This is a genomic window from Novosphingobium nitrogenifigens DSM 19370 (assembly GCF_000192575.1).
GTDB lineage: Bacteria > Pseudomonadota > Alphaproteobacteria > Sphingomonadales > Sphingomonadaceae > Novosphingobium > Novosphingobium nitrogenifigens.
The window spans coordinates 158,638-181,861 of sequence record NZ_GL876926.1 but is presented as its reverse complement, the minus strand read 5'-3'; the positions used below and the strand labels follow the sequence as shown (position 1 = coordinate 181,861).

At 64.6% G+C, this 23,224-nt stretch carries 19 protein-coding genes and 1 tRNA gene; 12 read left to right on the top strand and 8 right to left on the bottom strand.

What is annotated here, in order from left to right; genetic code table 11:
* Nucleotides 1–12 precede the first annotated feature (12 nt).
* On the bottom strand, nt 13–498 hold the full coding sequence (locus Y88_RS01240) for an outer membrane beta-barrel protein (protein WP_008065444.1): 486 nt from the start codon (nt 496–498) through the stop codon (nt 13–15).
* Nucleotides 499–832: 334 nt separating this feature from the next.
* Here Y88_RS01240 and trpB point away from each other — a divergent pair, with 334 nt between their 5' ends.
* Genes trpB through Y88_RS01220 form a run of 4 tightly spaced genes read left to right on the top strand, consistent with a single transcriptional unit; the run spans nt 833 to nt 5,036 of the window.
* Complete coding sequence (gene trpB / locus Y88_RS01235; protein WP_008065439.1) at nt 833–2,047, top strand: tryptophan synthase subunit beta; 1,215 nt, start codon at nt 833–835, stop codon at nt 2,045–2,047.
* Complete coding sequence (gene trpA / locus Y88_RS01230) at nt 2,044–2,847, top strand: tryptophan synthase subunit alpha (RefSeq protein WP_008065438.1); 804 nt, start codon at nt 2,044–2,046, stop codon at nt 2,845–2,847. The genes trpB and trpA overlap by 4 nt, the downstream gene beginning before the upstream one ends.
* Nucleotides 2,844–3,692, top strand: a complete 849-nt coding sequence (gene accD, locus Y88_RS01225) for an acetyl-CoA carboxylase, carboxyltransferase subunit beta (RefSeq protein ID WP_008065437.1) — start codon at nt 2,844–2,846, stop codon at nt 3,690–3,692. The genes trpA and accD overlap by 4 nt, the downstream gene beginning before the upstream one ends.
* A 33-nt stretch (nt 3,693–3,725) precedes the next feature.
* On the top strand, nt 3,726–5,036 hold the full coding sequence (locus Y88_RS01220; protein WP_008065436.1) for a bifunctional folylpolyglutamate synthase/dihydrofolate synthase: 1,311 nt from the start codon (nt 3,726–3,728) through the stop codon (nt 5,034–5,036).
* A 26-nt stretch (nt 5,037–5,062) separates the two neighbouring features.
* On the opposite strand, the gene Y88_RS01215 is transcribed toward Y88_RS01220, so the two are convergent.
* The gene (locus tag Y88_RS01215; protein ID WP_008065435.1) at nt 5,063–6,736 is read right to left on the bottom strand and encodes an AmpG family muropeptide MFS transporter; all 1,674 of its coding nucleotides are present in this window, start codon (nt 6,734–6,736) and stop codon (nt 5,063–5,065) included.
* A 137-nt stretch (nt 6,737–6,873) separates the two neighbouring features.
* Here Y88_RS01215 and Y88_RS01210 point away from each other — a divergent pair, with 137 nt between their 5' ends.
* Nucleotides 6,874–7,824, top strand: coding sequence for a pseudouridine synthase (locus Y88_RS01210; RefSeq protein ID WP_008065434.1), 951 nt, complete (start codon nt 6,874–6,876; stop codon nt 7,822–7,824).
* A complete protein-coding gene (rsmD, locus tag Y88_RS01205) occupies nt 7,821–8,366 on the top strand; it encodes a 16S rRNA (guanine(966)-N(2))-methyltransferase RsmD (RefSeq protein ID WP_008065433.1) in 546 nt (181 codons plus the stop codon). Before Y88_RS01210 ends, rsmD begins: the two co-directional genes overlap by 4 nt.
* 12 nt (nt 8,367–8,378) lie before the next feature.
* Here the strand turns inward: rsmD and Y88_RS01200 are convergent, their stop codons facing one another.
* Entirely contained in the window at nt 8,379–9,653 is a 1,275-nt protein-coding gene (locus Y88_RS01200; RefSeq protein WP_008065432.1) for an MFS transporter, read from the bottom strand.
* Between the two features lie 245 nt (nt 9,654–9,898).
* Between Y88_RS01200 and Y88_RS01195 the strand changes: the two genes are divergently transcribed.
* Both Y88_RS01195 and Y88_RS01190 read left to right on the top strand, forming a co-directional pair.
* Complete coding sequence (locus Y88_RS01195) at nt 9,899–11,305, top strand: methyl-accepting chemotaxis protein (RefSeq protein WP_008065426.1); 1,407 nt, start codon at nt 9,899–9,901, stop codon at nt 11,303–11,305.
* Nucleotides 11,306–11,382: 77 nt separating this feature from the next.
* Complete coding sequence (locus Y88_RS01190; RefSeq protein WP_008065423.1) at nt 11,383–13,677, top strand: ATP-dependent helicase; 2,295 nt, start codon at nt 11,383–11,385, stop codon at nt 13,675–13,677.
* Nucleotides 13,678–13,766: 89 nt separating this feature from the next.
* Here the strand turns inward: Y88_RS01190 and Y88_RS01185 are convergent, their stop codons facing one another.
* The 3 genes from Y88_RS01185 to Y88_RS01175 form a co-directional block, all read right to left on the bottom strand.
* Nucleotides 13,767–13,967: a Flp family type IVb pilin gene (locus Y88_RS01185; protein WP_018075285.1), complete on the bottom strand. Its 201-nt coding sequence runs from the start codon at nt 13,965–13,967 to the stop codon at nt 13,767–13,769.
* Between the two features lie 97 nt (nt 13,968–14,064).
* Nucleotides 14,065–15,447 (bottom strand): DEAD/DEAH box helicase, encoded by a 1,383-nt coding sequence (locus Y88_RS01180; protein WP_018075286.1) that lies wholly within the window; start codon nt 15,445–15,447, stop codon nt 14,065–14,067.
* 273 nt (nt 15,448–15,720) lie between these two features.
* Nucleotides 15,721–16,350 (bottom strand): hypothetical protein, encoded by a 630-nt coding sequence (locus Y88_RS01175; RefSeq protein WP_008065417.1) that lies wholly within the window; start codon nt 16,348–16,350, stop codon nt 15,721–15,723.
* Nucleotides 16,351–16,711: 361 nt separating this feature from the next.
* On the opposite strand from Y88_RS01175, the gene Y88_RS01170 reads away from it, so the two are divergent.
* On the top strand, nt 16,712–18,175 hold the full coding sequence (locus Y88_RS01170; RefSeq protein WP_018075287.1) for an FAD-binding oxidoreductase: 1,464 nt from the start codon (nt 16,712–16,714) through the stop codon (nt 18,173–18,175).
* Between the two features lie 135 nt (nt 18,176–18,310).
* Nucleotides 18,311–19,090 (top strand): SapC family protein, encoded by a 780-nt coding sequence (locus Y88_RS01165; protein ID WP_008065409.1) that lies wholly within the window; start codon nt 18,311–18,313, stop codon nt 19,088–19,090.
* 422 nt (nt 19,091–19,512) lie between these two features.
* On the opposite strand, the gene Y88_RS01160 is transcribed toward Y88_RS01165, so the two are convergent.
* Entirely contained in the window at nt 19,513–20,475 is a 963-nt protein-coding gene (locus Y88_RS01160; RefSeq protein ID WP_008065407.1) for an N-formylglutamate amidohydrolase, read from the bottom strand.
* Nucleotides 20,476–20,691: 216 nt separating this feature from the next.
* On the opposite strand from Y88_RS01160, the gene cpdR reads away from it, so the two are divergent.
* On the top strand, nt 20,692–21,081 hold the full coding sequence (gene cpdR / locus Y88_RS01155; RefSeq protein WP_008065405.1) for a cell cycle two-component system response regulator CpdR: 390 nt from the start codon (nt 20,692–20,694) through the stop codon (nt 21,079–21,081).
* Between the two features lie 146 nt (nt 21,082–21,227).
* Nucleotides 21,228–21,302 (top strand) — tRNA-Val (locus Y88_RS01150).
* A 195-nt stretch (nt 21,303–21,497) separates the two neighbouring features.
* On the opposite strand, the gene Y88_RS01145 is transcribed toward Y88_RS01150, so the two are convergent.
* Nucleotides 21,498–22,952, bottom strand: a complete 1,455-nt coding sequence (locus tag Y88_RS01145; RefSeq protein ID WP_008065404.1) for a globin-coupled sensor protein — start codon at nt 22,950–22,952, stop codon at nt 21,498–21,500.
* Nucleotides 22,953–23,224 lie beyond the last annotated feature (272 nt).

Genomic DNA, 23,224 nt, shown 5'->3' with positions numbered 1-23,224 from the left:
TCCGTTCAGACGTTAAAACGTCGCGCCAAACCCGACGGTCATCGCATTGCGAACCGGGGTGATCCCGTTCGCCGACTCCGTGTAATGGCGATATTCGAGCTTGGCGTAAGTCTTCGCCCCCAGCGGATGCTGAACCCCGAAACCATAGTTCCAGTCGGGCGAACCGCCGTGGAACGGCTTGGTCGCATAACCGCCCAGCGCATAGATTTTGCCCAGCGTCGGCACGGCAATCCCGCCGCGCGCGGTCAGGCCGAACACGGCAACCGCGTTCGATGCCAGCAACTTGTCGAGCGAACCTTCGACGCCAAGGAAAGTTCCCGGTGCAAGGGTGAAATCGCGGCCACCGGCGATCCCGATCGTCCCTTTCGTGTTGCCCTGGCTCCAATCGAGCCCGGTATGCACTTCGACACGCGTTTCGTCAGCCATGGCCGGGGTAGCCAAAGCCAGCGCGGTCATGGTTCCGGCAAAGGCGGAACCCCAAAGAACTAAGCGCATCATTCACTCCCTCTCGATTTGATGCACCGGAAACGCGTGACAGATGAACGGGTTCCCGGTGACTGGCGGTGCCCCCCGCCTGTGACGCGGGCCATCAGGACCACGTCGGTCCGGCAACGGCGAATATCTCGCCCCCCTTTGTTGCCGGTGCGGCACCGGACAATCCGACAGGGTTGTCCCTTGCAGAAAACGGCGCCGCGCAATGGCTTCGTGCCGGCTGGGCATCGACCATCGCGGCGCAGGCTATGGTTCCCGGCCTTGCCCCCGGATGAACGGCACCGCCCCGCCCACGCGGCCATCTGGACAATTCGCCCCGCCGCTCTAAAGGGTCATCCCCATGACTGCGCCAAATCCCAACAGTTTCCGCAACCAGCCCGACGAACGTGGCCATTTCGGCGCGTTTGGCGGTCGCTATGTCGCAGAAACGCTGATGCCGCTGATCCTCGATCTCGATGCCGAATACCGCAAGGCCAAGGCCGACCCGGCATTCCAGGCCGAATTCGACGATCTGCTCGAACATTACGTCGGTCGCCCGAGCCCGCTCTATTTCGCGCCCCGGCTGACCGAAGAGCTGGGCGGCGCCCAGGTCTGGTTCAAGCGCGACGAACTGAACCACACCGGCGCACACAAGATCAACAACTGCATCGGGCAGATCCTGCTCGCGATCCGCATGGGCAAGACGCGGATCATCGCCGAAACCGGCGCGGGACAGCATGGCGTTGCCACCGCCACCGTCTGCGCGCGCTTCGGCCTCCCTTGCGTCATCTACATGGGTGCAACCGACGTCGAGCGGCAGCAGCCCAACGTGTTCCGCATGAAGCTGCTCGGCGCCGAGGTCGTGCCGGTTCAGGCCGGGGCCAAGACGCTCAAGGACGCGATGAACGAGGCGCTGCGCGACTGGGTCGCCAATGTCCACGACACGTTCTACATCATCGGTACGGCTGCCGGTCCGCACCCCTATCCCGAACTCGTTCGCGACTTCCAGAGCGTGATCGGGCGCGAGGCTCGGGCGCAGATGCTGGCACGGACCGGCCGACTGCCCGACTTGCTGGTCGCCGCGATCGGCGGCGGATCGAACGCCATCGGCCTGTTCCACCCCTTCCTCGACGATACCTCGGTGCGGATGCTGGGCGTGGAAGCGGCCGGTTACGGCCTCGACAAGGACCACGCCGCCAGCCTTGCCGGCGGACGTCCGGGCATCCTTCACGGCAACAAGACCTATCTGTTGCAGGACGAGGACGGCCAGATTCTCGAAGGGCACTCGATCAGTGCGGGTCTCGACTATCCCGGCATCGGCCCCGAACATTCCTGGCTCCGGGATGTGGGCCGTGTCGATTACACCTCGGTCACAGATGACGAGGCGCTCGACGGGTTCCAGCTGCTGTGCCGGACCGAGGGGATCATTCCCGCTCTCGAACCCAGCCATGCCATCGCCGCGGTCAAGAAAGTCGCGCCGACGATGCCCAAGGATTCGATCATCCTCGCCAATCTCTGCGGCCGCGGCGACAAGGACATCTTCACTGTCGCCAAGCATCTGGGGGTGAGCCTGTGAGCGCGCGTCTTTCCGCTGCCTTTGCCAAGGGTCATCCCGCACTCGTCTGCTTCGTCACGGCGGGTGATCCCACGCCGGACGCCACTCCTGCCCTGCTCGACGCGATCGTTGCGGGCGGCGCGGACGTGATCGAACTCGGCATGCCCTTCACCGATCCCATGGCTGACGGCCCGGCGATCCAGGCCGCCAACCTGCGCGCGCTGGGTGCCGGGACCAAGACCGCCGACATCCTCAGGATCGCGACCGATTTCCGTGCACGCCATCCCCAGGTGCCGCTGGTGCTCATGGGCTATGCCAACCCGATGACGATTCGCGGTTCGGAATGGTTCGCGGATGCTGCGTCCGCAGCCGGTGTCGACGGCGTCATCTGCGTCGACATTCCGCCTGAAGAAGATCCCGAACTCGGGCCCGCCCTGCGCGCCAAGGGGATCGATCTCATCCGCCTGGCAACGCCCACCACCGATTCGGCGCGTCTTCCGACCGTGCTCGATGGCTCGTCAGGCTTCCTCTACTACGTCTCGGTTGCCGGGATCACCGGCAAGCAGGCCGCCGCGATCAGTTCGATCAAGGATGCGATGGACCGCCTGAAGGCTGCGACCGACATTCCCGTCGCGGTCGGCTTTGGCGTGCGCACGCCCGAACAGGCAGGCCCCATCGCTCGCGTCGCCGATGGCGTCGTCGTCGGCTCCGCCATTGTCGATCTGGTCGGCCAGCATGGCGCCGATGCCGTCGAGCCCGTGCGCGCGCTTGTCGCAAGCCTTGCCGCCGCTGTTCATTCTGCCCGGGAGCACGCCGCATGAGCTGGCTCAACAAAGTTCGCAATTCGATCTCGTTCATCCAGAAGCGGGACACGCCTGACCACCTGTGGATCAAGTGCCCCGGGTGCAGCGAGATGCTGTTCGTCAAGGAATACGAGGACAATCTCTCGGTCTGCCCGCGCTGTGAACACCACGGCCGAATCGGCGCCGATGCCCGCCTCAACATGTTGATGGATCCCGGCTACGTCCTTCTTCCCGCACCCGTCGTGCGCGAGGACCCGCTCAAGTTCCGCGACAGCAAGAAGTACACCGACCGGATGAAGTCGGCCCGCGCGGCCAACCCGCACCCGGACGCCTATACCAATGCCGTCGGCACCATCGAAGGCAAGAAGGCGGTTCTGGGCGTGCAGGACTTCGGCTTCATGGGCGGATCGATGGGCATGGCCGTGGGCAATGCCTTCGTCGCCGGGATCGAGCGCGCAGTTCGCGAACGCTGTGCCTATGTCGCCGTGACGGCGGCGGGCGGCGCGCGCATGCAGGAAGGCATCCTCTCGCTGATGCAGATGCCGCGCACGACGGTCGCGATCCAGCGCCTCCACGCGGTCGGCCTGCCCTATATCGTCGTGCTGACCGATCCCACCACCGGCGGGGTCACGGCAAGCTACGCGATGCTGGGCGACGTGCAGATTGCCGAGCCCAATGCCCTGATCGGTTTTGCCGGGCAGCGCGTCATTCAGGACACCATTCGCGAACAGCTTCCCGAAGGGTTCCAGCGCGCCGAATACCTCTATCAGCACGGCATGCTCGACATGGTGGTGCACCGTCGCGACCTCAAGGCGCGCCTCGCCACCGTGATCGACTACCTGACGGCTGCCCGCGTGGCCTGACCGCCGGATGGCAAGACACGCGAGCAGGCACCCGTGAAAGACTTCGCGATTTCCGACAGTCCTGCGGTGCAGGCCCAACTCGACCGCCTCGGGCACCTTTCGGTGCCGCAGGGGCGGCTCGGGCTCGATACCATTCACGCCCTGCTCGCACGTCTCGGCAATCCCGAACGCCATCTGCCGCCTGTGTTCCATGTCGCGGGAACCAACGGCAAGGGTTCGACCTGCACCTACTTGCGCTATATGCTCGAGGCACAAGGTCTGGTCGTTCACACCGCGACCAAGCCGCATCTCGTCCGCTACAACGAACGGATCCGGCTGGGCGGGCACCTGATCGCCGACGACATGCTCGCGGCCCTGCTGGCCGAGGCGCTCGACGCGGGCGAGGATCTTTCGCCCAGCTTCTTCGAAGTGACGACCGCTGCGCTGTTCCTCGCGTTCAGCCGGATTCCTGCCGACGCCTGCGTCATCGAGACCGGGCTCGGTGGTCGCCTCGATGCCACCAATGTCATCGAGGCCCCTGCCGTCACGGGCCTCGCAACGCTCGGGCTCGACCACGAAGCGTTCCTGCTTGCCCCCGAAGAGGGCATGCCGAGCGATCCCCTGGCCCGCATCGCCTTTGAAAAGGCCTCGATCGCAAAGCCCGACGTGCCGCTGGTGACGATGGCCTATCCCGAAATCGCCGCACAGGCGGTTGCGCGGACTGCTGCGGCCCTCGGCGCCCCCGTGCTCACGCGGGGAGATGCATGGGACGCCACGAACGGCCCCGACGGAATTGCCTATCGCGACGAAGCCGGATCGCTCAACCTGCCCCTCCCCAGCCTGCCCGGCATGCATCAGGCCGACAACGCGGCCCTTGCCGTCGCGATGCTGCGCCATCAGCAGGCCGTTACCGTCACGCCCGAAGCGATGGCACGCGGCCTTGTCGCGGCGCGCTGGCCCGCGCGACTGCAAAAGCTGAACGCCGGACCGCTGACTGCGCTCGCGGGAAACCGCACCGTCTGGCTCGATGGCGGCCACAATCCCGATGCCGGCCTTGCGATTGCCCGCCATCTGTCCGGTCGGCCGCCGGTCCACGTCGTAATCGGCATGCTCGCCAACAAGGACCCGGGCGCCATTCTAAGCCCGCTGGGCGAACGCGTGCTGTCGGTGACGATCGTTCCCGCCCCCGGCCATGACGCGCACAGCCCCGAGGACTTCGCTCCGTTCAGCGCGGTTCCGGTCACCAGCAGCAGCAATGTCGCCGCTGCCCTCGCCGCGCTTCCGCCCGAAGGCGACGTGCTCATTACCGGCTCGCTCTATCTTGCCGGTGACGTCCTGCGTCGTAACGACGAAATCCCGGACTGATCGCGCCAGCCTGATCAGGTGCCTGATCAGGCGGCATCCGTATCGGCCGCCGCTTCGCGCGGCGCCGTTACCCAGTCGAGCAGGACGAAGGCCACCGCGATCAATCCGGCCGCCGCAGTCCAGCGGAACATCGCGCCATAGCCGAGCCGATCGATCGTCTCTCCGGCGATCCCGCGCCCAAGCGATCCGATCAGGAACGTCATCGATGACAGCAGCGCATATTGCACGGCCGTGTGGCTGCGGCTGACTTGCCCCGAAAGATAGGCGACGAATGCCGCCCCGGCGATCCCGGTAGCCACGTTCTCGACGCTGATCGCCATGAGCAGGCGCAGGAGGCGGGCGTCGACCCCGACCAGTCCAAACAGCGCCGAAAGACCGCTGGCGCGCGCAAAGGCGTCGATATGTACCGCCCCTTCGGCAAGGTCGGCATAGATGAAGTTGCCGAGCGCGGGCAGCACTGCCCCGACCAGAATCGTCGGCATGCGCCCCAGCCGCGCGAACAGCGCCCCGCCGATGGCAATGCCCGCCATCGTCATCAGGATACCGAACACCTTGGACGCGAAAGCGACCTCGTCCTTCGAATAGTGCAGTTGATCGAGATAGAACGGCAGCGCGAAGCTGCCCCAGACGTTGTAGCACAAGGTATAGGTCAGGATCGTACCGACCAGCACCAGCACACGCCAGCCCAACCGCCCGGTCAGTTCGCGCAAGGGCGCCACCAGCGCCAGCCAGAGATGATCGGCAGGACCGCCCCGTGACGCCCGGCCGCTCGGCGCCATGCGATTGGTCAGCGCAGCAACCAGCAAGGGCAGACCGACCGTCGCCAGCACGATCAGCGGTGCGTGACCGCGTGTGAACTCCGCGACCGAGGGATGCGGCGCGCCCGGAACCGCAGGGGCCAGCATCGAGACCATGAATACGGCAATGCTGCCGATGGCCCAGACCCAGCCGAGCCCCACGAGGACAAGTGCGGCAACGCGCAAGGCCGGAGCCGGTTCAGCCGCCATGGCCGCGCCCGCGTCGCTGGGCGGACGCGCTGTGTCGGGCGCCCCCAGCGTGATGAGAGCAACCAGTCCGACCAGCCCCGCCATCAGCCCGAAAACCACCGGCCAGGCCATCCGCGCGGCCAGGAACAGCGCAAAGGCTCCACCGACCAGCGCCGCCATGCGGTATCCGAACTGATACAGCGACGACAGCAATTCGACCGGGGTCTCTTCGTCGGCGACATCGATCCGCCAGGCATCGATCGCAACGTCCTGCGTCGCAGAAGCCAGCGCAGCGACGAAAGCAATCAGGGCAAAACGCCCGAGCCCACCGACCGGGTCGGTCACCGCAAGACCCGCCAGAGCCGCGACAAGCACGATCTGGCACCCCAGGATCCAGCCCTTGCGACGCCCAAGCACACCGATGCCCGGCAAGGACAGCCGATCGACCAGCGGCGACCACAGGAACTTGAACGAATAGGCAAGACCGATCCACGACAGCACACCGATCGTCGCCAGATTGACATGGGCTTCACCCAGCCACGCCGTGACCGTCCCGATCAACAGGGTGTAAGGCAGACCCGAGGAAAACCCGAGCGCCAGCATGGTGCCCGCCTTCCGGCTCGACAGAGCATGACGCAGCAGTCGCCATCCCCGCAGCCTTTGCGGTTTGCTCCCTGCCTGCCCATCGTTTACCTGCCCGGCCCCTGCGGTCATGCGAAACCCTTTCCTCCGAACCGTTTGCGCGACCCTAGGCGGCAAATGCGGGAATTGCACCATGGCACCCATGCGAATTTGTTCGCATGCAGCCTGTCCGGGGTGACGCGGAAGCCTCTTCCTAGTATGCAGGGGCCATGTCTCAACCTCCGAAATCCGGAAGCGGCCGTCCGCGACGGCCCGCCGCTTCCCCGACCTCCCGCCGTTCAGGCCCTCCGGGCAAGACCGGCTTCAACAAGTCCGGCCCGAATGCCGGCGGGTTCTCGCAGAACGGCCCGAAAAAGGCCTATCCTCCCAAGAAGCCGGCTCCGCCGCGCGCACCTGCCGCTCCGGCCTCGGCGTCCGACACCCCGCGCGAAGGCGAACGGATTGCCAAGCTGCTGGCGCGTGCCGGGATTGCCAGCCGCCGCGATGTCGAACGGATGATCGGTGAAGGCCGGATCAAGCTCAACGACGAACTGGTGACTACTCCGGCAACGTTGCTGCTCAACCTCAAGGGCGTGACCGTCGACGACAAGCCTGTCGCGGCCCCTGCCCCGGCGCGCCTGTTCCGCTTTCACAAGCCCGAAGGCCTGATCACCGCCGAGCGCGATCCCGCCGGACGCCCGACGATCTACAACGCGTTGCGCAATGCGCTGCCCGCCGGGACGCCGCGCGTGATGCCGGTCGGACGGCTCGACCTCAATACCGAGGGCCTGCTGCTGCTGACCAACGACGGCGAATTGAAGCGGGCGATGGAATTACCCGCCAGCGGCATTCCCCGCACCTATCGCGCCCGCACGTTCGGCGACATCAGCCAGGATCAACTCGAAGCCCTGATCGAAGGGGTCGAGATCGAGGGCATTCGCTATGGCTCGATCGACGCCAACATGGAGCGCCGCACCGGGCGCAACCAGTGGATCGAAATGACCCTGACCGAAGGCAAGAACCGCGAAGTGCGCCGGGTTCTCGAACATCTGGGCCTTCAGGTTTCGCGCCTGATCCGCACTGCGTACGGGCCGTTCATGCTGCTCGACCTTCCGCGCGGCGCAGCTGACGAAGTGCGTCAGGTCGATGTCGAGAAATTCCGCAAGAGCCTGAAAATATGAGGATCGTTGCCGGAGAATGGCGCGGGCGCAAATTGACGGCGCCTGCGGGCGACACCACGCGCCCGACCGCCGATCGCACACGCGAGACGCTGTTTTCGATGCTGGTCAGCCGCCTGGGTGATTTCGACGACCTCAAGGTCGGCGACTTCTTTGCCGGATCGGGTGCGCTCGGTCTCGAAGCCCTGTCGCGCGGGGCGGCCCATGTCCTGCTCGTCGAACAGGATGCCAAGGCGGTCGATGCCATCCGCGCCAATATCCGTGCGCTCGACGCCGGGGCCAGGACGACGGTCCGCGCCTCGTCGGTCATGACGCTCGGCCCGGCCAAGGAACCGCTCGACCTCATTTTCCTCGACCCGCCCTATCACACCGGAGCCGGGGCGGTCGCCATCGACAAGCTGGCGCGGCTCGGCTGGATCGGTCCGGCGACGTGGGTCAGCCTTGAAACGGCGGCCAATGAGAAAGCGGACGTGCGCGGCTTTACCGTCGATGCTGACCGCAAGGTCGGCAAGGCCCGGATCACCCTGCTCCGTCTGTCCGCATAGGCCGCGAGAGATTCAGGCGTGCTGCCTGGGAGCCAGCAGCACGCCGCAAAGGGTCAGGGCGCCCGCGACGGTCAGGAAAAGACCGACAAAGGCGACCCCACCCACCAGCGCCAGCCAACTGGCGGCAAAGGGGGCAAGCGCCCCGCCGATGATCCCACCCATGTTGAAGGCGATCGAAATCCCGGTGTAGCGCACGCCGACCGGATAGAGCGTGGGCAGCCACGCCCCGAGCGGCCCATAGGCCAGCCCCATGACCAAGAGCGACACCGCCAGCGTCAACAGCACGACGAGCAACGAGCCCGAAGCAAGGCCGCTGCCGAAAACCAGCCCCACCAGAATGGTCAGCGCCGCGCCGGTCGCCAGAACCCGCGAGGGATTGCGTCGGTCGGCCCAATATCCGGCAAGCGCGATTCCCACCGCCAGCGCGAAATTGGCAACCAGCTGCACGCCCAGGAATGCCTGCATCGAATAGCCGAGCTTGGTCGTCGCAAACGACAGCGCGAACGTCGTCGCCAGATAGAAAATGGCAAAACAGGCAACCACGCCCGCCGTCCCGGCGACAACCGCGCCCGGATAACGGGTCAGCAGTTCGCCGACCGGCACCCGCGGCGGCGGCGCCTTGTCGAGCGCGGCGCGGAAGGCTGCCGTCTCACCGATTTTCAGCCGCACCCAAAGGCCCAGCCCGACCAGAAGCGAACTGGCGAGGAAGGGAATACGCCAGCCCCATGCGGCAAAAGCCGGAGCAGGCAGGACAAGCGTCAGGATCAGGAACAATCCATTGGCGGCAAGGAAGCCAAGTGGCGCCCCCAATTGCGGCGCCGCGCCAAAGCGGGCTTCCCACCCGCGCGGCGCGTTTTCGACGGCCAGAAGGCTCGCCCCGCCCCATTCGCCGCCCAGTCCGAAACCCTGTCCGAAGCGAAGGAGGCACAAGAGCGCGGGAGCGAGAGGACCGGCCATCGCATAAGTCGGCAGGAACGCGATCAGCAGCGTCGATCCGCCCATCAGCATCAGCGAGGCGACCAGAGTCGATTTGCGCCCCACCTTGTCGCCGAAATGGCCGAACGCGATCGCGCCGACCGGCCGCGCCACGAAAGCCAGCCCGAAAGTCATGAACGCCAGAAGAGTGCGCGCGGCAGGAGACTGCGCGGGAAAGAACAGCGGCCCGATCACGAGAGCCGACGCCGTCGCGTAGATATAGAAATCATAGAATTCGACCGCCGTGCCGACCAGACTGGCGGCAAGGATCCGCGCGTGTTGGCGCAACGGATGGTTGCGATGGCTGACCAATGATCTCTCCCGTCATCCGCTGCCTCGCAAAACCACCGAGGCTTAAACTGTCGCCGCTACGCGATCAGGAAAATTCCGCAAGGGGACCTTCAGCCTTTCCCAAAATCGCGAGGCGTATGCCGTGCACTCGCACGGGGTCCGCACGCGGTCGATCCGATCCGGGCACCCATTTTAGCCGGAATAGCAACATGCTGCAGTGGTTCGAACAAAGCGCACCGATCAGGAAGAAATTTTCCTTTCTTTTCATGGTCCATGGCCTGTGGGCAGCGCTTGCGCTGACTGCCACGGTCTGGGCCGGAATGGGCGGCGGGACGATCCTGCCCGGCATCCTTGCCCTCGCGGCCCTGATCTCTACCCTTTTGACAGTGAAAATCAGCGGCAAGCTGATCTGCGACCCCTATGTCACCACGGTCGAACGCATGGAAACCCTGGCTGCGGGTGATCTCGACAGCACGATCCGTTACACCCAGCATACCGATTGCGTGGGCCGCATGACCCGCGCCATGGATGTCTTCCGCGCCAACGCGGTCGAGATCAGGCGCGCCGGTGAAGATCAGCACCGGATCGTCACCGCGCTCGGCACCGGCCTTGCCAAGCTCGCCAACGCCGATCTCACCTGCCGCCTTGCCGAACCCCTGCCCGCGCACGGGGAAGCCTTGCGCCAGCAGTTCAACCAGGCCGTCTCGGCGCTCGAAGAAACGCTGGGCGTCGTCTCGCAGTCGTCGAGCACGATTGCCGGCGCTTCGAACGAAATCCGCGCGGCATCGAGCGACCTTGCCAGCCGCACCGAACAACAGGCCGCCGCCATTCAGGAAGCAAGCCGGTCGATGAGCGACGTGACCAAGCTTGTCGAACACAACACGTCGAACGTGATCGAGGTCAACCAGTCGATTGCCGAAGCCCATCGGGAAGCGACCGAAGGCGGGCGCATCGTCGATGACGCAGTCGCGGCCATGACCAACATCCAGAACTCGTCGCAGGAAATCACCCAGATCATCAACGTGATCGACGGGATCGCGTTCCAGACCAACCTGCTCGCGCTCAACGCCGGGGTCGAGGCGGCCCGCGCCGGTGACGCAGGCAAGGGCTTTGCCGTCGTCGCGACCGAAGTTCGCGCCCTTGCCCAGCGCACTGCGGACGCGGCTCGCGAGATCAAGGAACTCATCAACACCAGCGGCCATCACGTCGATCAGGGGGTCGACCTCGTCGGCGCGACCGGCAAGGCCCTGGGCCAGATCGTGACCCGCGTCGGCGAGATCTCCTCGATCGTCCATTCGATCGCCGACTCTGCGCGACAACAGGTCGACATGCTTTCTGGCGTCACCCGCACCGTCGAGCAGATGGACACGACGACCCAGCAGAATGCGGCCATGGTCGAGGAAAGCAACGCTGCCGCACGCAGCCTGGCCGACGAAGCCGAACGGCTTGCAGGCAATGTCAGCCGGTTCCGCTTCAGCACGCTCGGACGAAGCTCGTTCCGCGCGCCTGTCGCTGCCCGCAGCCTGCCCGCCCCATCCGCAATCGCGGCTCCCGGCTCACCCCCGCCTCCGGCGCCGACATTCACCCCGGCTCCGAGCCGTGCGGCTCCTGCCCCGACCGCAGGCAATCTGGCGATCAAGGCCGATGCCGACGACGATTGGAGCGAATTCTGATCCGGAACGGGCGGGGTCATCCCGCCCATTCCATCGAACCGGTTGCCTGATCTTCCCAAGTTCCCTACTTGTTCCGGGTGAACACCCAGCTCGCCCCCGACTCCACCGATCTTCCCGAATGGCTTTCCCGGCTCAACGAGCCGCAGCGCGAGGCCGTTCTTTCCACCGACGGCCCGGTGCTGATGCTTGCCGGTGCCGGTACCGGCAAGACGGCGGCCTTGACCGCGCGCCTTGCCTGGCTGCTGCGCCAGCGGCTCGCGTGGCCGAGCGAAATCCTCTGCGTCACGTTCACCAACAAGGCCGCGCGGGAAATGCGCGAGCGCGTCGGCCACCTCATCGGCCCTGCGGTCGAAGGGATGCCTTGGCTCGGCACGTTCCATGCCATCGCGGCCAAGATGCTGCGCCGCCATGCCGAGCTTGTCGGCCTGACCAGCAATTTCACCATTCTCGATACCGACGACCAACTGCGCCTGCTCAAGCAGCTCATTCAGGCCGAAGGGGTGGACGACAAACGCTGGCCCGCGCGCCAGCTTGCCGGTCTCATCGACCGCTGGAAGAACCGCGGCCTCAACCCCGCCGATCTCGATGCGCTGGAAAACGAAGCCTATGCCAACGGGCGCGGGCAGCGGTTCTATGCGCTCTATCAGGACCGCCTGCGCAGTATCAACGCCTGCGATTTCGGCGACCTGCTGCTCCACATGCTCAACATCTTCCGCCGTGAGCGCGATGTGCTGGAACAGTACCAGCAACGGTTCCGCTATGTCATGGTGGACGAATATCAGGACACCAATGCGGTCCAGTACCTGTGGTTGCGCCTCTTGGCCCAAGGTCGCCGCAACATCTGTGTCGTGGGCGACGACGATCAGTCGATCTATTCCTGGCGCGGTGCGGAAGTCGCCAACATCCTGCGCTTCGAAAAGGATTTTCCCGGCGCAAAGGTCATTCGCCTCGAACAGAACTATCGCTCGACGCCCCATATCCTGGGTGCAGCCTCGGGCCTGATCGAGGAAAACTCCGAACGTCTGGGCAAGACGCTGTGGACCGAGCTCGACGGCGGCGACAAAGTCCGTATCGTCGGCGTCTGGGACGCCCCCGAGGAAGCCCGGCGCGTGGGCGAAGAGATCGAGCGCCTCGAACGCGAAGGCTGTCCGCTCGATGCCATCGCCATTCTGGTTCGCGCGCAGTTCCAGACTCGCGAATTCGAGGACCGCTTCCTGCAGATCGGCCTTGCCTATCGCATCGTCGGCGGTTTCCGCTTTTACGAACGCGCGGAAATCCGCGACGCGCTCGCCTATCTGCGCCTGATCGCCTCACCTTCGGACGATCTCGCGTTCGAGCGGATCTGGAACACGCCCAAGCGCGGCCTTGGCGACAAGACGCTGGAAAAGCTGCATCGCTATGCCCGCGCCCAGTCGATCCCGCTCTTGCGTGCGGCGATCGAGATTGCCGATACCGACGAACTTCCCGCTCGTGCGCGCGGCACGCTCGTCGCACTGGCGCGCGATTTCGCCCGCTGGCGCGACGAATCGGCACGCCTCACCCCGGCAGAACTCGCCCGCACGGTCCTTGACGAAAGCGGCTATACCGCCGCCCTTCAGGCCGAGCGCAGCACCGACGCAAACGGGCGGCTGGAAAACCTGTCCGAACTCGCCCGCGCGATGGAAGAGTACGAGACGCTGTCCGACTTCCTCGAACACGTCAGCCTGGTCATGGACAACGACAACTCCGCCGACGAAGCCAAAGTCACGGTGATGACCATGCACGGGGCCAAAGGGCTGGAATTCGATCAGGTCTTCCTGCCCGGCTGGGAAGAAGGCGTTTTCCCCTCGCAACGCTCGCTCGACGAAGGCGGGCTTGCCAGCCTCGAGGAAGAGCGGCGCCTCGCCTATGTGGCGATCACGCGCGCGCGCAAGCGCTGCACCATTCTCCACGCGGCCAACCGTCGCATCTATGGGCAATGGACCAGTTCCATTCCCTCGCGCTTCATTGCCGAACTGCCCGAAGTGCATGTCGTCGAGGAAAGCTCGATGTCCGGCGGCGCCTCGCTCTGGCGCGCGCAGTGGTCGGAACAGTCCGATCCCTTTGCCCACGTCGCCCGGAACCAACCCGGGAAAGTTGCCAGTCGCGGTCCGGGCTGGCAACGCGCCGCCGCACAGCCGCTCAATACGGCACCCCGGCGCATTGCCGAAACCGGGCGCAGTGCGGCCAGTATGGCGGGCAAGGCACGTCCGGAATTCGCCCGAGGCACCCGCGTGTTCCACGAAAAGTTCGGCTACGGAACCGTCGTCGAGCAGGAAGGCAACAAGCTGGAGATCGAGTTCGAGAACGGCGGCCACAAGCGCGTGCTCGACAGCTTCGTGAAAGTGGCCTGACACCCTTTCGCGACGACCGTGACACAAAAAAGCCTGCCCGAGCGTCCATGGCTCCGGCAGGCTTTTTGCATGATATCAGACGCCGGGCGTCAGTATTTGCCGCTCTGAGCCTTGCCCATGTCGGTCGAGACCAAGCTGAACGTGTTGGACAGGGAATTGCCCAGCGATCCCATCGCGACGATCGCCCCCGTTGCGATCAAGGCCGCGATCAGCCCATATTCGATTGCCGTGGCCCCGCTCTCGTCATTGCCGATCCGAGCCAGCAGATCCCCCAGAAAACGCATCGTCATTGCCCCCATGTGCGCCCGGACTCCGGCCGGTCGCACATGATTGCCACGATTTTTCCCAAGATTGGGTTAAGTGCAGTCGAACCGACCCTCGGGGCGATCAGGCCGTCGGGGACAACGCCGAGACATGCAGGAACCCCGGAATCGGACCGTTCCATGCGCTCGGTTCGCCGACCGGCTCGAAAACCGGTTCGGGCTGACGGACTTCGCGTCGCTCGCTCTTCCTCGGAGGCTTCGCTGCGGCTCGCGACTTCGTTTCGACGTCGCCTGCAATGCGGGGAAGCACCTCGTCCGTCTTGGCGGGCTTGTCCTTGGTATGCTTGCGAGGAGCGCGGACAGGCTTTTCGTCTTCGCTTTCGTCCTTGCCCAGATCGACCGTGATGACCGGAATCGGTATCCCGGTCAGCTTCTCGACATTGGCGATCGCCTCGGCATCCTCGGCACTGACCAACGTGAAAGCACGACCACTCGCCCCACCGCGACCGGTACGGCCGATACGGTGCACATAGTCGTCGGGATGCCAAGGCGTGTCGAAATTGAACACGTGGCTGACGCCCTTGACGTCAAGTCCGCGCGCCGCAACGTCGGAGGCGCACAGGATGTTGATCTGTCCGTCCTTGAAACGCTGCAATTCGGCAAGACGCTGCGGCTGATCCATGTCGCCATGGATCTCCCCGGCGGCAAAACCGTGACGCTTCAGGCTCTTGGCAAGGTCGCGAACGGTCGTCTTGCGGTTGGCAAAGACAATCGCGGTCGAGACATTGTCCGTACGCAGGAGATGACGCAGAACCTTGCGCTTGTCCCGGCTGGCGCAGGCTACCTTGTGCTGGACGATATTGATGTTGGCGCTCGCGGGCCGCGCCACCTCGATATATTTCGGGTTCGACAGGAACCGATCGGCCAGCTTCTTGATCGGCGGAGGCATCGTTGCCGAAAACAGCAAGGTCTGGCGCGTCGTCGGCAGCTTGGAGCAGATTGATTCGATGTCGGGAATGAAGCCCATGTCGAGCATGCGGTCGGCTTCGTCGATGACCAGCAACTCGCACCCGGTCAGCAGGATCTTGCCCCGCTCGAACAAGTCCATCAAGCGGCCGGGCGTCGCGATCAGCACATCGACCCCGTCAGACAGCGCCTTGACCTGATCGCCCATCTGCACACCGCCGATCAGCAGCGCCATGCGCAAGTCATGGTTCTTGCCGTACTTCTCGAAATTTTCCGCGACTTGCGCTGCAAGTTCGCGCGTCGGTTCGAGAATCAGCGAACGCGGCATCAAGGCCCGGCGTCGGCCATGAGCGAGAACGTCGATCATCGGCAACACGAAACTGGCGGTTTTGCCGGTGCCGGTCTGGGCGATCCCGATCAGGTCTCGCATCATCAGAACCGACGGAATGGCCTGCGCCTGAATCGGAGTCGGTTCGTCATAGCCGGCATCGTATACCGACTTGAGAAGTTCGTCAGACAGGCCGAGATCGGCGAATTTCATGGGGTGCCGGTTTTCCAAATACAGGAGCGTGAAAGTCAGGAAACGAAGGTATCTGTGCAACATCGGCCAGCGATGGTCGGGATCGCCCCCTTGCCCCGGTCCGGACGGACAACGTCCGGCTGATGCCGTTCGCGCGGGTCCATGACGATCCGGAAACAAGATCGATATCGCAAGCCGGAGGTGGCGCGACTGACGCCCCACCCAGACTTGCGCCGCGCTAAGACGATAATGGCAGGAAAGTCAAGAAAAGCCGCATGTCGCGACCACTGCGGATCAGTTTTCCGGCACCAGTTCGCGCATCCGCGTAATCGTGCAGCTCGTCCCCGCACGCGAATGGATGGTGTCGCGCTCCACGCAGAGCTGCCCGTCGTTGTTCGAGGTAAGATAGAATCCCATGTAGAAATCCCGGCCGCTGCAATTGCGGGCCAGATCCGCCGCGATCAATCGCCGGTCACGCATCATCAGCATGATCCGCCCTTCGCCCAGCGGACGGACCCCGGCGATCGCACCGACCGGCATGCATGAAGCGGTCTTGCGTTCGCGCAGGCGCACCGGCTCGGGCGGCGGCGGCGGGGGAGCATTGGGATCGGGCCCGGCCATGCGCGGCGTGATACGGATGATCAGGTGCTGTTCGATGCGCACCTGGTTCCAGTTGCCTTCGCCGAGCGCCTCGCCCAGATCCAGCGCCGACATCCCCGCGCCGGTTTCGCCCACTCCGGCTTCGTCCCCTTTCGTTTCGAAAGATGGCACATGCGCAAGGCCTGCACGCTCGCGCCCATGCGAGGCAGCCCTGGCATCCGCACCCAGCCCGGGAACGAACAGGGCATCGATCGCCATGGCCCCACACGGGGCAAGCATGGCGCAAAGCCCGACCGTCACGACAAGGGGCGCGATCCGCATCATTGCGGCGCGTCTCCGGCGACGGAAACCGATTCCCGCATCGGACGAATGCCCGGGACATGGCATGAAGGGATATCCCCGCAACGCCGGGGTACGACGACAAATCTCATCACTGCACGGTCTTGCGTCCCTCAACGACCGGTACGCCCCCGCGCGCACTCACCCCGGTCCTGTTGCCTTGCTTTGTTGATACCTTGTTACCTTCTGGCAATCTCTTTTCGCCAGCACATTTGAACCCTCGCTTAACCCGGATGCCGTCGCGCCCCCGGGGCGCACTCCTTCCACTCCCGATTTTCCGCCCCGAAAGATGCCCCCGCTCGGAAAGACATTGCCCCGCCATGGCACGCTCGGTAGCGAAAGCGGCATGACTGCTGAAACGACCCTGCCCCAAACAGCCCTGCCCCAGACCGCAGCGCCCGCCGAATTCCTTGATGCCGCAGCGACCCTGCTCGGCCCCAAGGGCTTCACCACCGACGCCGACGTCATGGCGCCGTGGCTGACCGACTGGCGCGGACGCTATACCGGGCGTGCCCTCGGCCTCGCCACCCCGGCCACTACCGGCGAAGTGGCAGAGCTCGTCCGACTGTGCGGCAAGCATGGCGTGCCGATCGTGCCCCAGGGCGGAAACAGCGGCATGTCGGGCGGCGCGACGCCCGATACCACCGGCCAGGCCATCCTGCTCAATCTGCGGCGGATGGACGCGATCCGGCGAATCGATACGACCGGCCAGCTCGCCGAATGTGAAGCGGGCGTGATCCTGCAAACGCTTCACGAAGCAGCCGAACGCGTGAACCTGCGCTTCCCGCTTTCGCTGGGCGGCAAGGGCTCGGCCACCGTCGGCGGCCTCATCTCGACCAACGCGGGCGGCACCCAGGTGCTGCGCCACGGATCGATGCGGGCGCAGGTTCTGGGACTCGAAGCGGTACTCGCCGACGGATCGGTCCTGAACCAGCTGATCCCGCTCAAGAAGGACAACCGCGGCTTCGACCTGAAGCAATTGCTGATCGGTTCGGAAGGAACGCTCGGCATCGTCACCGCCGCCACGCTCAAGCTCGAACCGGCGGTTGCCGCCCGCGCGGTGCTCTGGGCCGGTGTCCCCTCGATCCAGGACGCGCGCAAGCTGCTGCTCCACGCGCAGGCCAAGGCTGCCAAAGCCCTCGAAGGGTTCGAAGTCCTTCCCCGCCACAGCCTCGAAGCCGTGCTCGACTATCTGCCGCAGGCGCGCTCCCCGCTCGAAGGGGCGCACGAGTGGCATGTCCTGATCGAACTGGTCGCCGATGCAAGCGACGCTGAACGCCTGCCGGAGCTTGCCGAAACCCTGCTCGTCAGTGCCTTTGAGGAAGGCCTCGTCGAAGACGCGACGATCGCAGCCAACGAGACCCAGGCCGAGGCGTTCTGGCTCCTGCGTGAATCGATCTCTCCGGCCGAACGCGCGATCGGCCCGGCGATGCAGCACGACATCAGCGTGCCGGTCGAACGCATGGCCGATTTCATGGATTTCGCCGTTCCCTTTTTCGAAAGCGAATTCCCCGGCACGACGGCAGTCGGCTTTGGCCATCTGGGCGACGGCAACATTCATTTCCACGTGCTTGCCCCGGCAGGATCGGACGGCCCGAGCTGGGAAGCGGGCGACGGCAAGGCGATCAGCCGCAAGGTCCACGATCTCGTCACCCAATGGGGCGGATCGATTTCCGCCGAACACGGCATCGGCCAGATGAAGCGCGACGAACTTGCGCGTCTGGGCGACCCGGCCGCGCTCCACGTCCTGCGCGCGGTCAAGGCGGCGCTCGACCCGCAAGGCCTGCTCAATCCCGGCAAGCTGATCTGATCGCCAAAAAAGGCGCGCCCGACTGTGACAACCGTGTTGCAGTCGGCCTTGCGCGCCCTCTTCGCCTCTCCTAAACCCTCGGCTCTGCCGGGGGGCTCAGGCTGCTTCCGGCATCTGTTCTACGGAGAGTGACCGATGGCCAGCGCGCCAGCCAACCTGCCCCTTTTTTACAATGACCTGATCCCGCTCAACACGCGCGATCACCAGACCTGGCGCGCGCGTGGCGTCGACAAGGCCCCCTGGCTTTCCAACCAGCATGCCGTGCCGCTGACCGTCGAGGAATTCCCGCAGGCTGCCCGCCACTATCCGATCGTCTTTGCCAGCGGCGAAAACACCGTTCCGCTCGCGCTGATGGGCCTTAACGAAGGCACCAACGTGTTCGTGAGCGAAGACGGCACCGTGGCCCCCAACCTTTACCTGCCCGCTTATGCGCGCCGCTATCCGTTCATGCTGGCCAAGCTCCAGCCCGAATCGGAAGAGCTGTCGCTGTGCTTCGACCCGACCGCAGGACTGATCGGCGAATTCACCGACGGCGAAGCACTGTTCAACGGTGACGAAGCCTCGCAGACGACCAAGAACGCGCTCCAGTTCTGCGAACAGTTCGAACAGGCTGGCCAGCGCACGCAGGCCTTCATCGACGAGCTCAAGAAGCACGACCTCCTGATGGAAGGCGAAGTATCGATCCAGCGTCAGGAAGGCGGCCAGCCCTTCGTCTATCGCGGCTTCCAGATGGTTGATCAGGAAAAGCTGCGCAACATGCGCGGCGACATCCTGCGCGGGTGGGTCCAGAGCGGGCTGCTGCCCCTGCTCTACGCCCACATCTTCTCGCTCGACCTCATGAGCCAGATCTTCAGCCTGCAGGTTCAGCAGGGCAAGGGTCCGGGCGTTCTGGCCGAGCCTGCTCCCGCCTTCTGAGTCGATCCGGCCTGACCGGAGCCCGGGCGGGGCGAGACGCAGTCCCCTGCGCCTCGCCCCGCCTTTTTTGTGCTCGCGCGATGGCGCGCTCAGCGCCGGGCAAGCGACACCTGCGTCCCGTTACCCCCGCAGAATCCTGTGAAAAGCGCGCCTACGCGACAAATAGAGACAAAGCTTTCGTGCAGATGAACGCAAGGTTTTGGCACGTTCACGCAAAATTTCTTGCGCTGCGAGAGCACCTTGCCTATCGTTTCCTTGTTGCACCGGCGCTCCCCTCATGGCCCGGTCCAACCGGTGCGCTTTCGAGCGCACCTCCTCCCTGAACCTTGGCCACCTGGAGCATGTCTCCAGGTGGTTTTTTTAATGGCACCTGATGCCTTGTGAGCCCTGCAACGGGCTGCTCGACGGCGTTGCCTGAGGGATTACTCGGCAGCCGTACGCCAGAGCAGACGCTCGCGCCCGATCGCGGCGACATCGTCGGCCAGTCGCTGAACAAGGCCCGTCAGCAACGCGACCATGCCGTCAAACCCCGCCCCCTCCCGATCGAACGCGGGGTCGAGATAGGCCGTCCTGTCGATCTCGATCTGGACTGCGTGGATGCCCTCGGCGCGGCGCGCATGGCGGTCGAGCACATAGCCACCGGCATAAGGCCGGTTGTGGGACGCCAACTGTTGCGCGGCGCCGAGATAGGCAAAGATCGACGCCACCAGAGCCCCGTCACAGGCGGTGCCGAACCGGTCGCCGATGACGAACCGCGCAGCCACGCCATCGACCGGCGGCAAGGGCGGCATCGAATGGAGGTCGATCAGGAGCACCGCGCCCCATTGCGCCCTCACCCCTTCCACCATCGCCTCGAGCGTGGCGTGATAGGGCCGGTGGATCTGCGCAATGCGTGCGACCAATTCGTCGTAAGGCAGTCGCCCCTTCCACAGTTCTCCGGCCCCTGGCAGGCGCCGAGGCACCAGCCCAAGTCCGCTTCGCGCGCGAAAGCCGGTCTGAGACCCGCGCGGCAGCGATGGAGCGGGCGCGCCCGCCACCATGTCCCAATCGACGTCGTCGACCGAACGGTTGAGATCGATCATCGCCCGGGGCGCCTCTGCGATCAGGACCGGAGCCCCCGTGCGCAACGCCACGGCATCGGCCAAGCGATCAACCAGCCGGTCTTCCAGCCGCCGGGTGACACACTCGGAAAACCGAAAGTCATCGACCAGATCGGCGGGATAGCATCGTCCGCCATGGGGCGCGGCGATGACCACCGGAATGGATGCCTGCTCACCCAATCGGCCATGAAACGCGCGGGCACCGGGCAAGCCGGGAATCGCGCCACCTTCAAAGGGTTCGATGCCTTTGTCAGAATCACCAGAAAGAAATCCGGAAACCGCCATGTCCCTACGCTGCAACCGATTCTCGTCGCTGTCAAAGTGACGCTCCGCCATTTCAGCCGCACATTTTTAACCCCCCCGCCGTTATAAGACGGCAAGAGCCGGATCACCGACACGCCATGCCCCGGTAAAGCGTGTCGGAGGCGCCAGCCGTGGAGTAGAATGCCCCTCGCCCGGACGCCACCGACTCACGGAAAAACGTTCGAAAAGAAGGTGATCATGATTCGTATCCTGCTGGCCGAAGACGATGAAGCGATGCGCACGTACCTTTCGCGCGCGCTCGAGACCGCAGGCTTCTCGGTCAGCGCCGTCGATCGCGGTACGACGGCCCTGCCTCTGCTCGAACGCGAACACTTTGACCTGCTGCTCTCGGACATCGTCATGCCCGAAATGGACGGGATCGAGCTGGCCCAACGGTGCGCCGATATCAGCCCCGGCACCAAAGTCATGTTCATCACCGGCTTTGCCGCCGTCACGCTCAAGGCGAATCGCGAAGCCCCCCAGGCCCGCGTGCTGTCCAAGCCGTTTCACCTTCGCGACCTCGTCCTCGAGGTCGAGCGCCTCTTTGCCGACAATCCGCTGGCCGGAAACGGCGGGCCGCGCCACTGAACCGAAATTCCGCAGAAAACCGGGATTTTTTGGGCACTTGCGGAAAAAAATGAATTTTTTGGCCATATCCCTCTTGCCAGCCCCCCATCCTCTGGGTAGAGGGGCGCTCCCGACGCCGAGAGGCTGACGGAACAAAATGATGGTGCGGGCGTATAGCTCAGTGGTAGAGCACTATGTTGACATCGTAGGGGTCGCAAGTTCAATCCTTGCTACGCCCACCATCATCAAAAAGGCCCGCCGACCGAATGGTCAGGCGGGCTTTTTCGTTATGAGATCTGGACGATTACACGCCGATTCACGGCGCCCTGCGCGTTATACGGACCTGCGATGAGATAAACTCATCGCAGGTCGTGTCGCTCAAATGGCGCGCGGCCTTATACAACCCACGGATGAGGCAAGCTCACGGCTGGTCGGCATTATGCGCTCAAACGCTGCGGCTCGACCTCCCCTTCGCCACTCTTCGCGTCCGAAGACCCCTTGCCCGCCCAATCACCTTCGCCGCGACGCTTGTCACGGCGCTCCAGCCGGAAACGGGCCACCAGAGTCGAGAGGCGCGTTGCCTGATCACTCAGCCCGCGGGCAGCCGCATTGGTTTCCTCCGCCATCGCCGCGTTCTGCTGGGTATCGGTGTCCATGTCGGCGATTTCCTTGCTGACACGGCGCAGACTCTCGGTCTGCTCTGCGGCATTGGCCGCAATTTCGCGCGTCTGCGTCGTCGCCGTCTCGACCCGCTCGATGATCGTTTCGAGCGCGGCGCCGCTCTTGGCGACCAGTTCGACCCCCTCGCCGACGTCTTGGCTCGACTTGCTGATGAGGTCCTTGATCGACTTGGCCGATTCAGCCGTTCGATGCGCAAGGGCGCGAACTTCACTGGCAACGACTGCAAAGCCCTTGCCCGCGTCCCCCGCCCGTGCCGCTTCGACCCCGGCATTGAGCGCGAGCAGGTTGGTCTGAAACGCGATCCCCTCGATCACTTCGATGATCTTGGCGATTTCCTCGGACGAAGCCTTGATCTTGTCCATCGCCACCATGGCATCGCGCACGATCGCCCCGCCTTCACGGGCACGCTCGTCGACATCGGACACGGTCTGATCGACCGTCTGCGCGCTCTGGGCGGTGGTTTCGACCGCTTGCGCCACATTCTTCATGACGTCCGCCGTCCGCGCCAGAGACGCCGCCTGCCGCTCGGTCCGCTCAGCCTGATCATGCGCAGCCGCGCTGATCTCGTGTGCGCCCAGATCGATGCTTTCGGCCGCCTCGGTCATGTGCACGATGATCCGGCTGATGTCCCGGCGCATCGCGTGGAAATCCTCGGTGATCTGGTTGTAGGCGGCGGGCATCCCTGCAAGATCGGCCTGGAAATTGCCGACCGCCATCGCCGACAGAGCCGCCCCCAGACGCTGGATGGCCTGACTGCGTTCCTTTTCCTCGGCATGGAAATAGGCGCCGAGTGCCGCCTCCATGTCGAGCAAGGCCGTCTTGACCAGCGTCGCGATCACCCCACGCAACCCCGGCGCCGCCATCTGCGCCACCCGATGCGCGGCAAAGGCGCTGCCGATCAGTTCTTCGAGGGTAAGGGCATAACCGCCGACATAGAAATTCGGAGTAAGACCGACGCGGGCATGGACTTCACCGATATGGGCCGACCGCTTGATCGCGGCGGCATCAAACCGTCCGGAAAAGAGCGTTTCCCAATGCGCCAGCTGCGCCCGGGAGGCACGCTCGCGACTTTCCGCCGTCGGCAACAGGGCCCGGGTCACCGGATGCTCGGAAATCCTCACGTACAGGCGATCAAGAGCCTTGCCGCCCGAACGCCGCACCAGCCTCACGATGCCGGGAAACGAGCGGTAATTGCCTTCGTCAAGGGTCACGAAAGGTTCGTTAGAAGTCATTTCCAGAGATCCGGCACTCGATAGGGAAGTACGATCGGATACCCCGGAACGCGGTTAGCACGGGTATACATCCCCCTAGGGGAAGATGCGGGGGCACTGTGCCGAATCCTGTTGAGACATAAGGGCAACACCCCCGGCAATTCGATCACAGATTGTCACCGATCCGAAACAGCCTCGCTCAAGCTGTAACACGGACCTGTGATTGGCCCGCTCACTTGGGTGCTTTTGCAATGCAGCGAAAGCACAGGCGC

Coding starts and splice junctions, on each gene's coding strand:
- Y88_RS01240 (WP_008065444.1), bottom strand. CDS start 498: ATGATGCGCTTAGTTCTTTGGGGTTCCGCCTTTGCCGGAACCATGACC.
- trpB (WP_008065439.1), top strand. CDS start 833: ATGACTGCGCCAAATCCCAACAGTTTCCGCAACCAGCCCGACGAACGT.
- accD (WP_008065437.1), top strand. CDS start 2,844: ATGAGCTGGCTCAACAAAGTTCGCAATTCGATCTCGTTCATCCAGAAG.
- Y88_RS01215 (WP_008065435.1), bottom strand. CDS start 6,736: ATGACCGCAGGGGCCGGGCAGGTAAACGATGGGCAGGCAGGGAGCAAA.
- Y88_RS01210 (WP_008065434.1), top strand. CDS start 6,874: ATGTCTCAACCTCCGAAATCCGGAAGCGGCCGTCCGCGACGGCCCGCC.
- rsmD (WP_008065433.1), top strand. CDS start 7,821: ATGAGGATCGTTGCCGGAGAATGGCGCGGGCGCAAATTGACGGCGCCT.
- Y88_RS01195 (WP_008065426.1), top strand. CDS start 9,899: ATGGTCCATGGCCTGTGGGCAGCGCTTGCGCTGACTGCCACGGTCTGG.
- Y88_RS01185 (WP_018075285.1), bottom strand. CDS start 13,967: ATGACGATGCGTTTTCTGGGGGATCTGCTGGCTCGGATCGGCAATGAC.
- Y88_RS01180 (WP_018075286.1), bottom strand. CDS start 15,447: ATGAAATTCGCCGATCTCGGCCTGTCTGACGAACTTCTCAAGTCGGTA.
- Y88_RS01175 (WP_008065417.1), bottom strand. CDS start 16,350: ATGATGCGGATCGCGCCCCTTGTCGTGACGGTCGGGCTTTGCGCCATG.
- Y88_RS01170 (WP_018075287.1), top strand. CDS start 16,712: ATGACTGCTGAAACGACCCTGCCCCAAACAGCCCTGCCCCAGACCGCA.
- Y88_RS01165 (WP_008065409.1), top strand. CDS start 18,311: ATGGCCAGCGCGCCAGCCAACCTGCCCCTTTTTTACAATGACCTGATC.
- Y88_RS01160 (WP_008065407.1), bottom strand. CDS start 20,475: ATGGCGGTTTCCGGATTTCTTTCTGGTGATTCTGACAAAGGCATCGAA.
- cpdR (WP_008065405.1), top strand. CDS start 20,692: ATGATTCGTATCCTGCTGGCCGAAGACGATGAAGCGATGCGCACGTAC.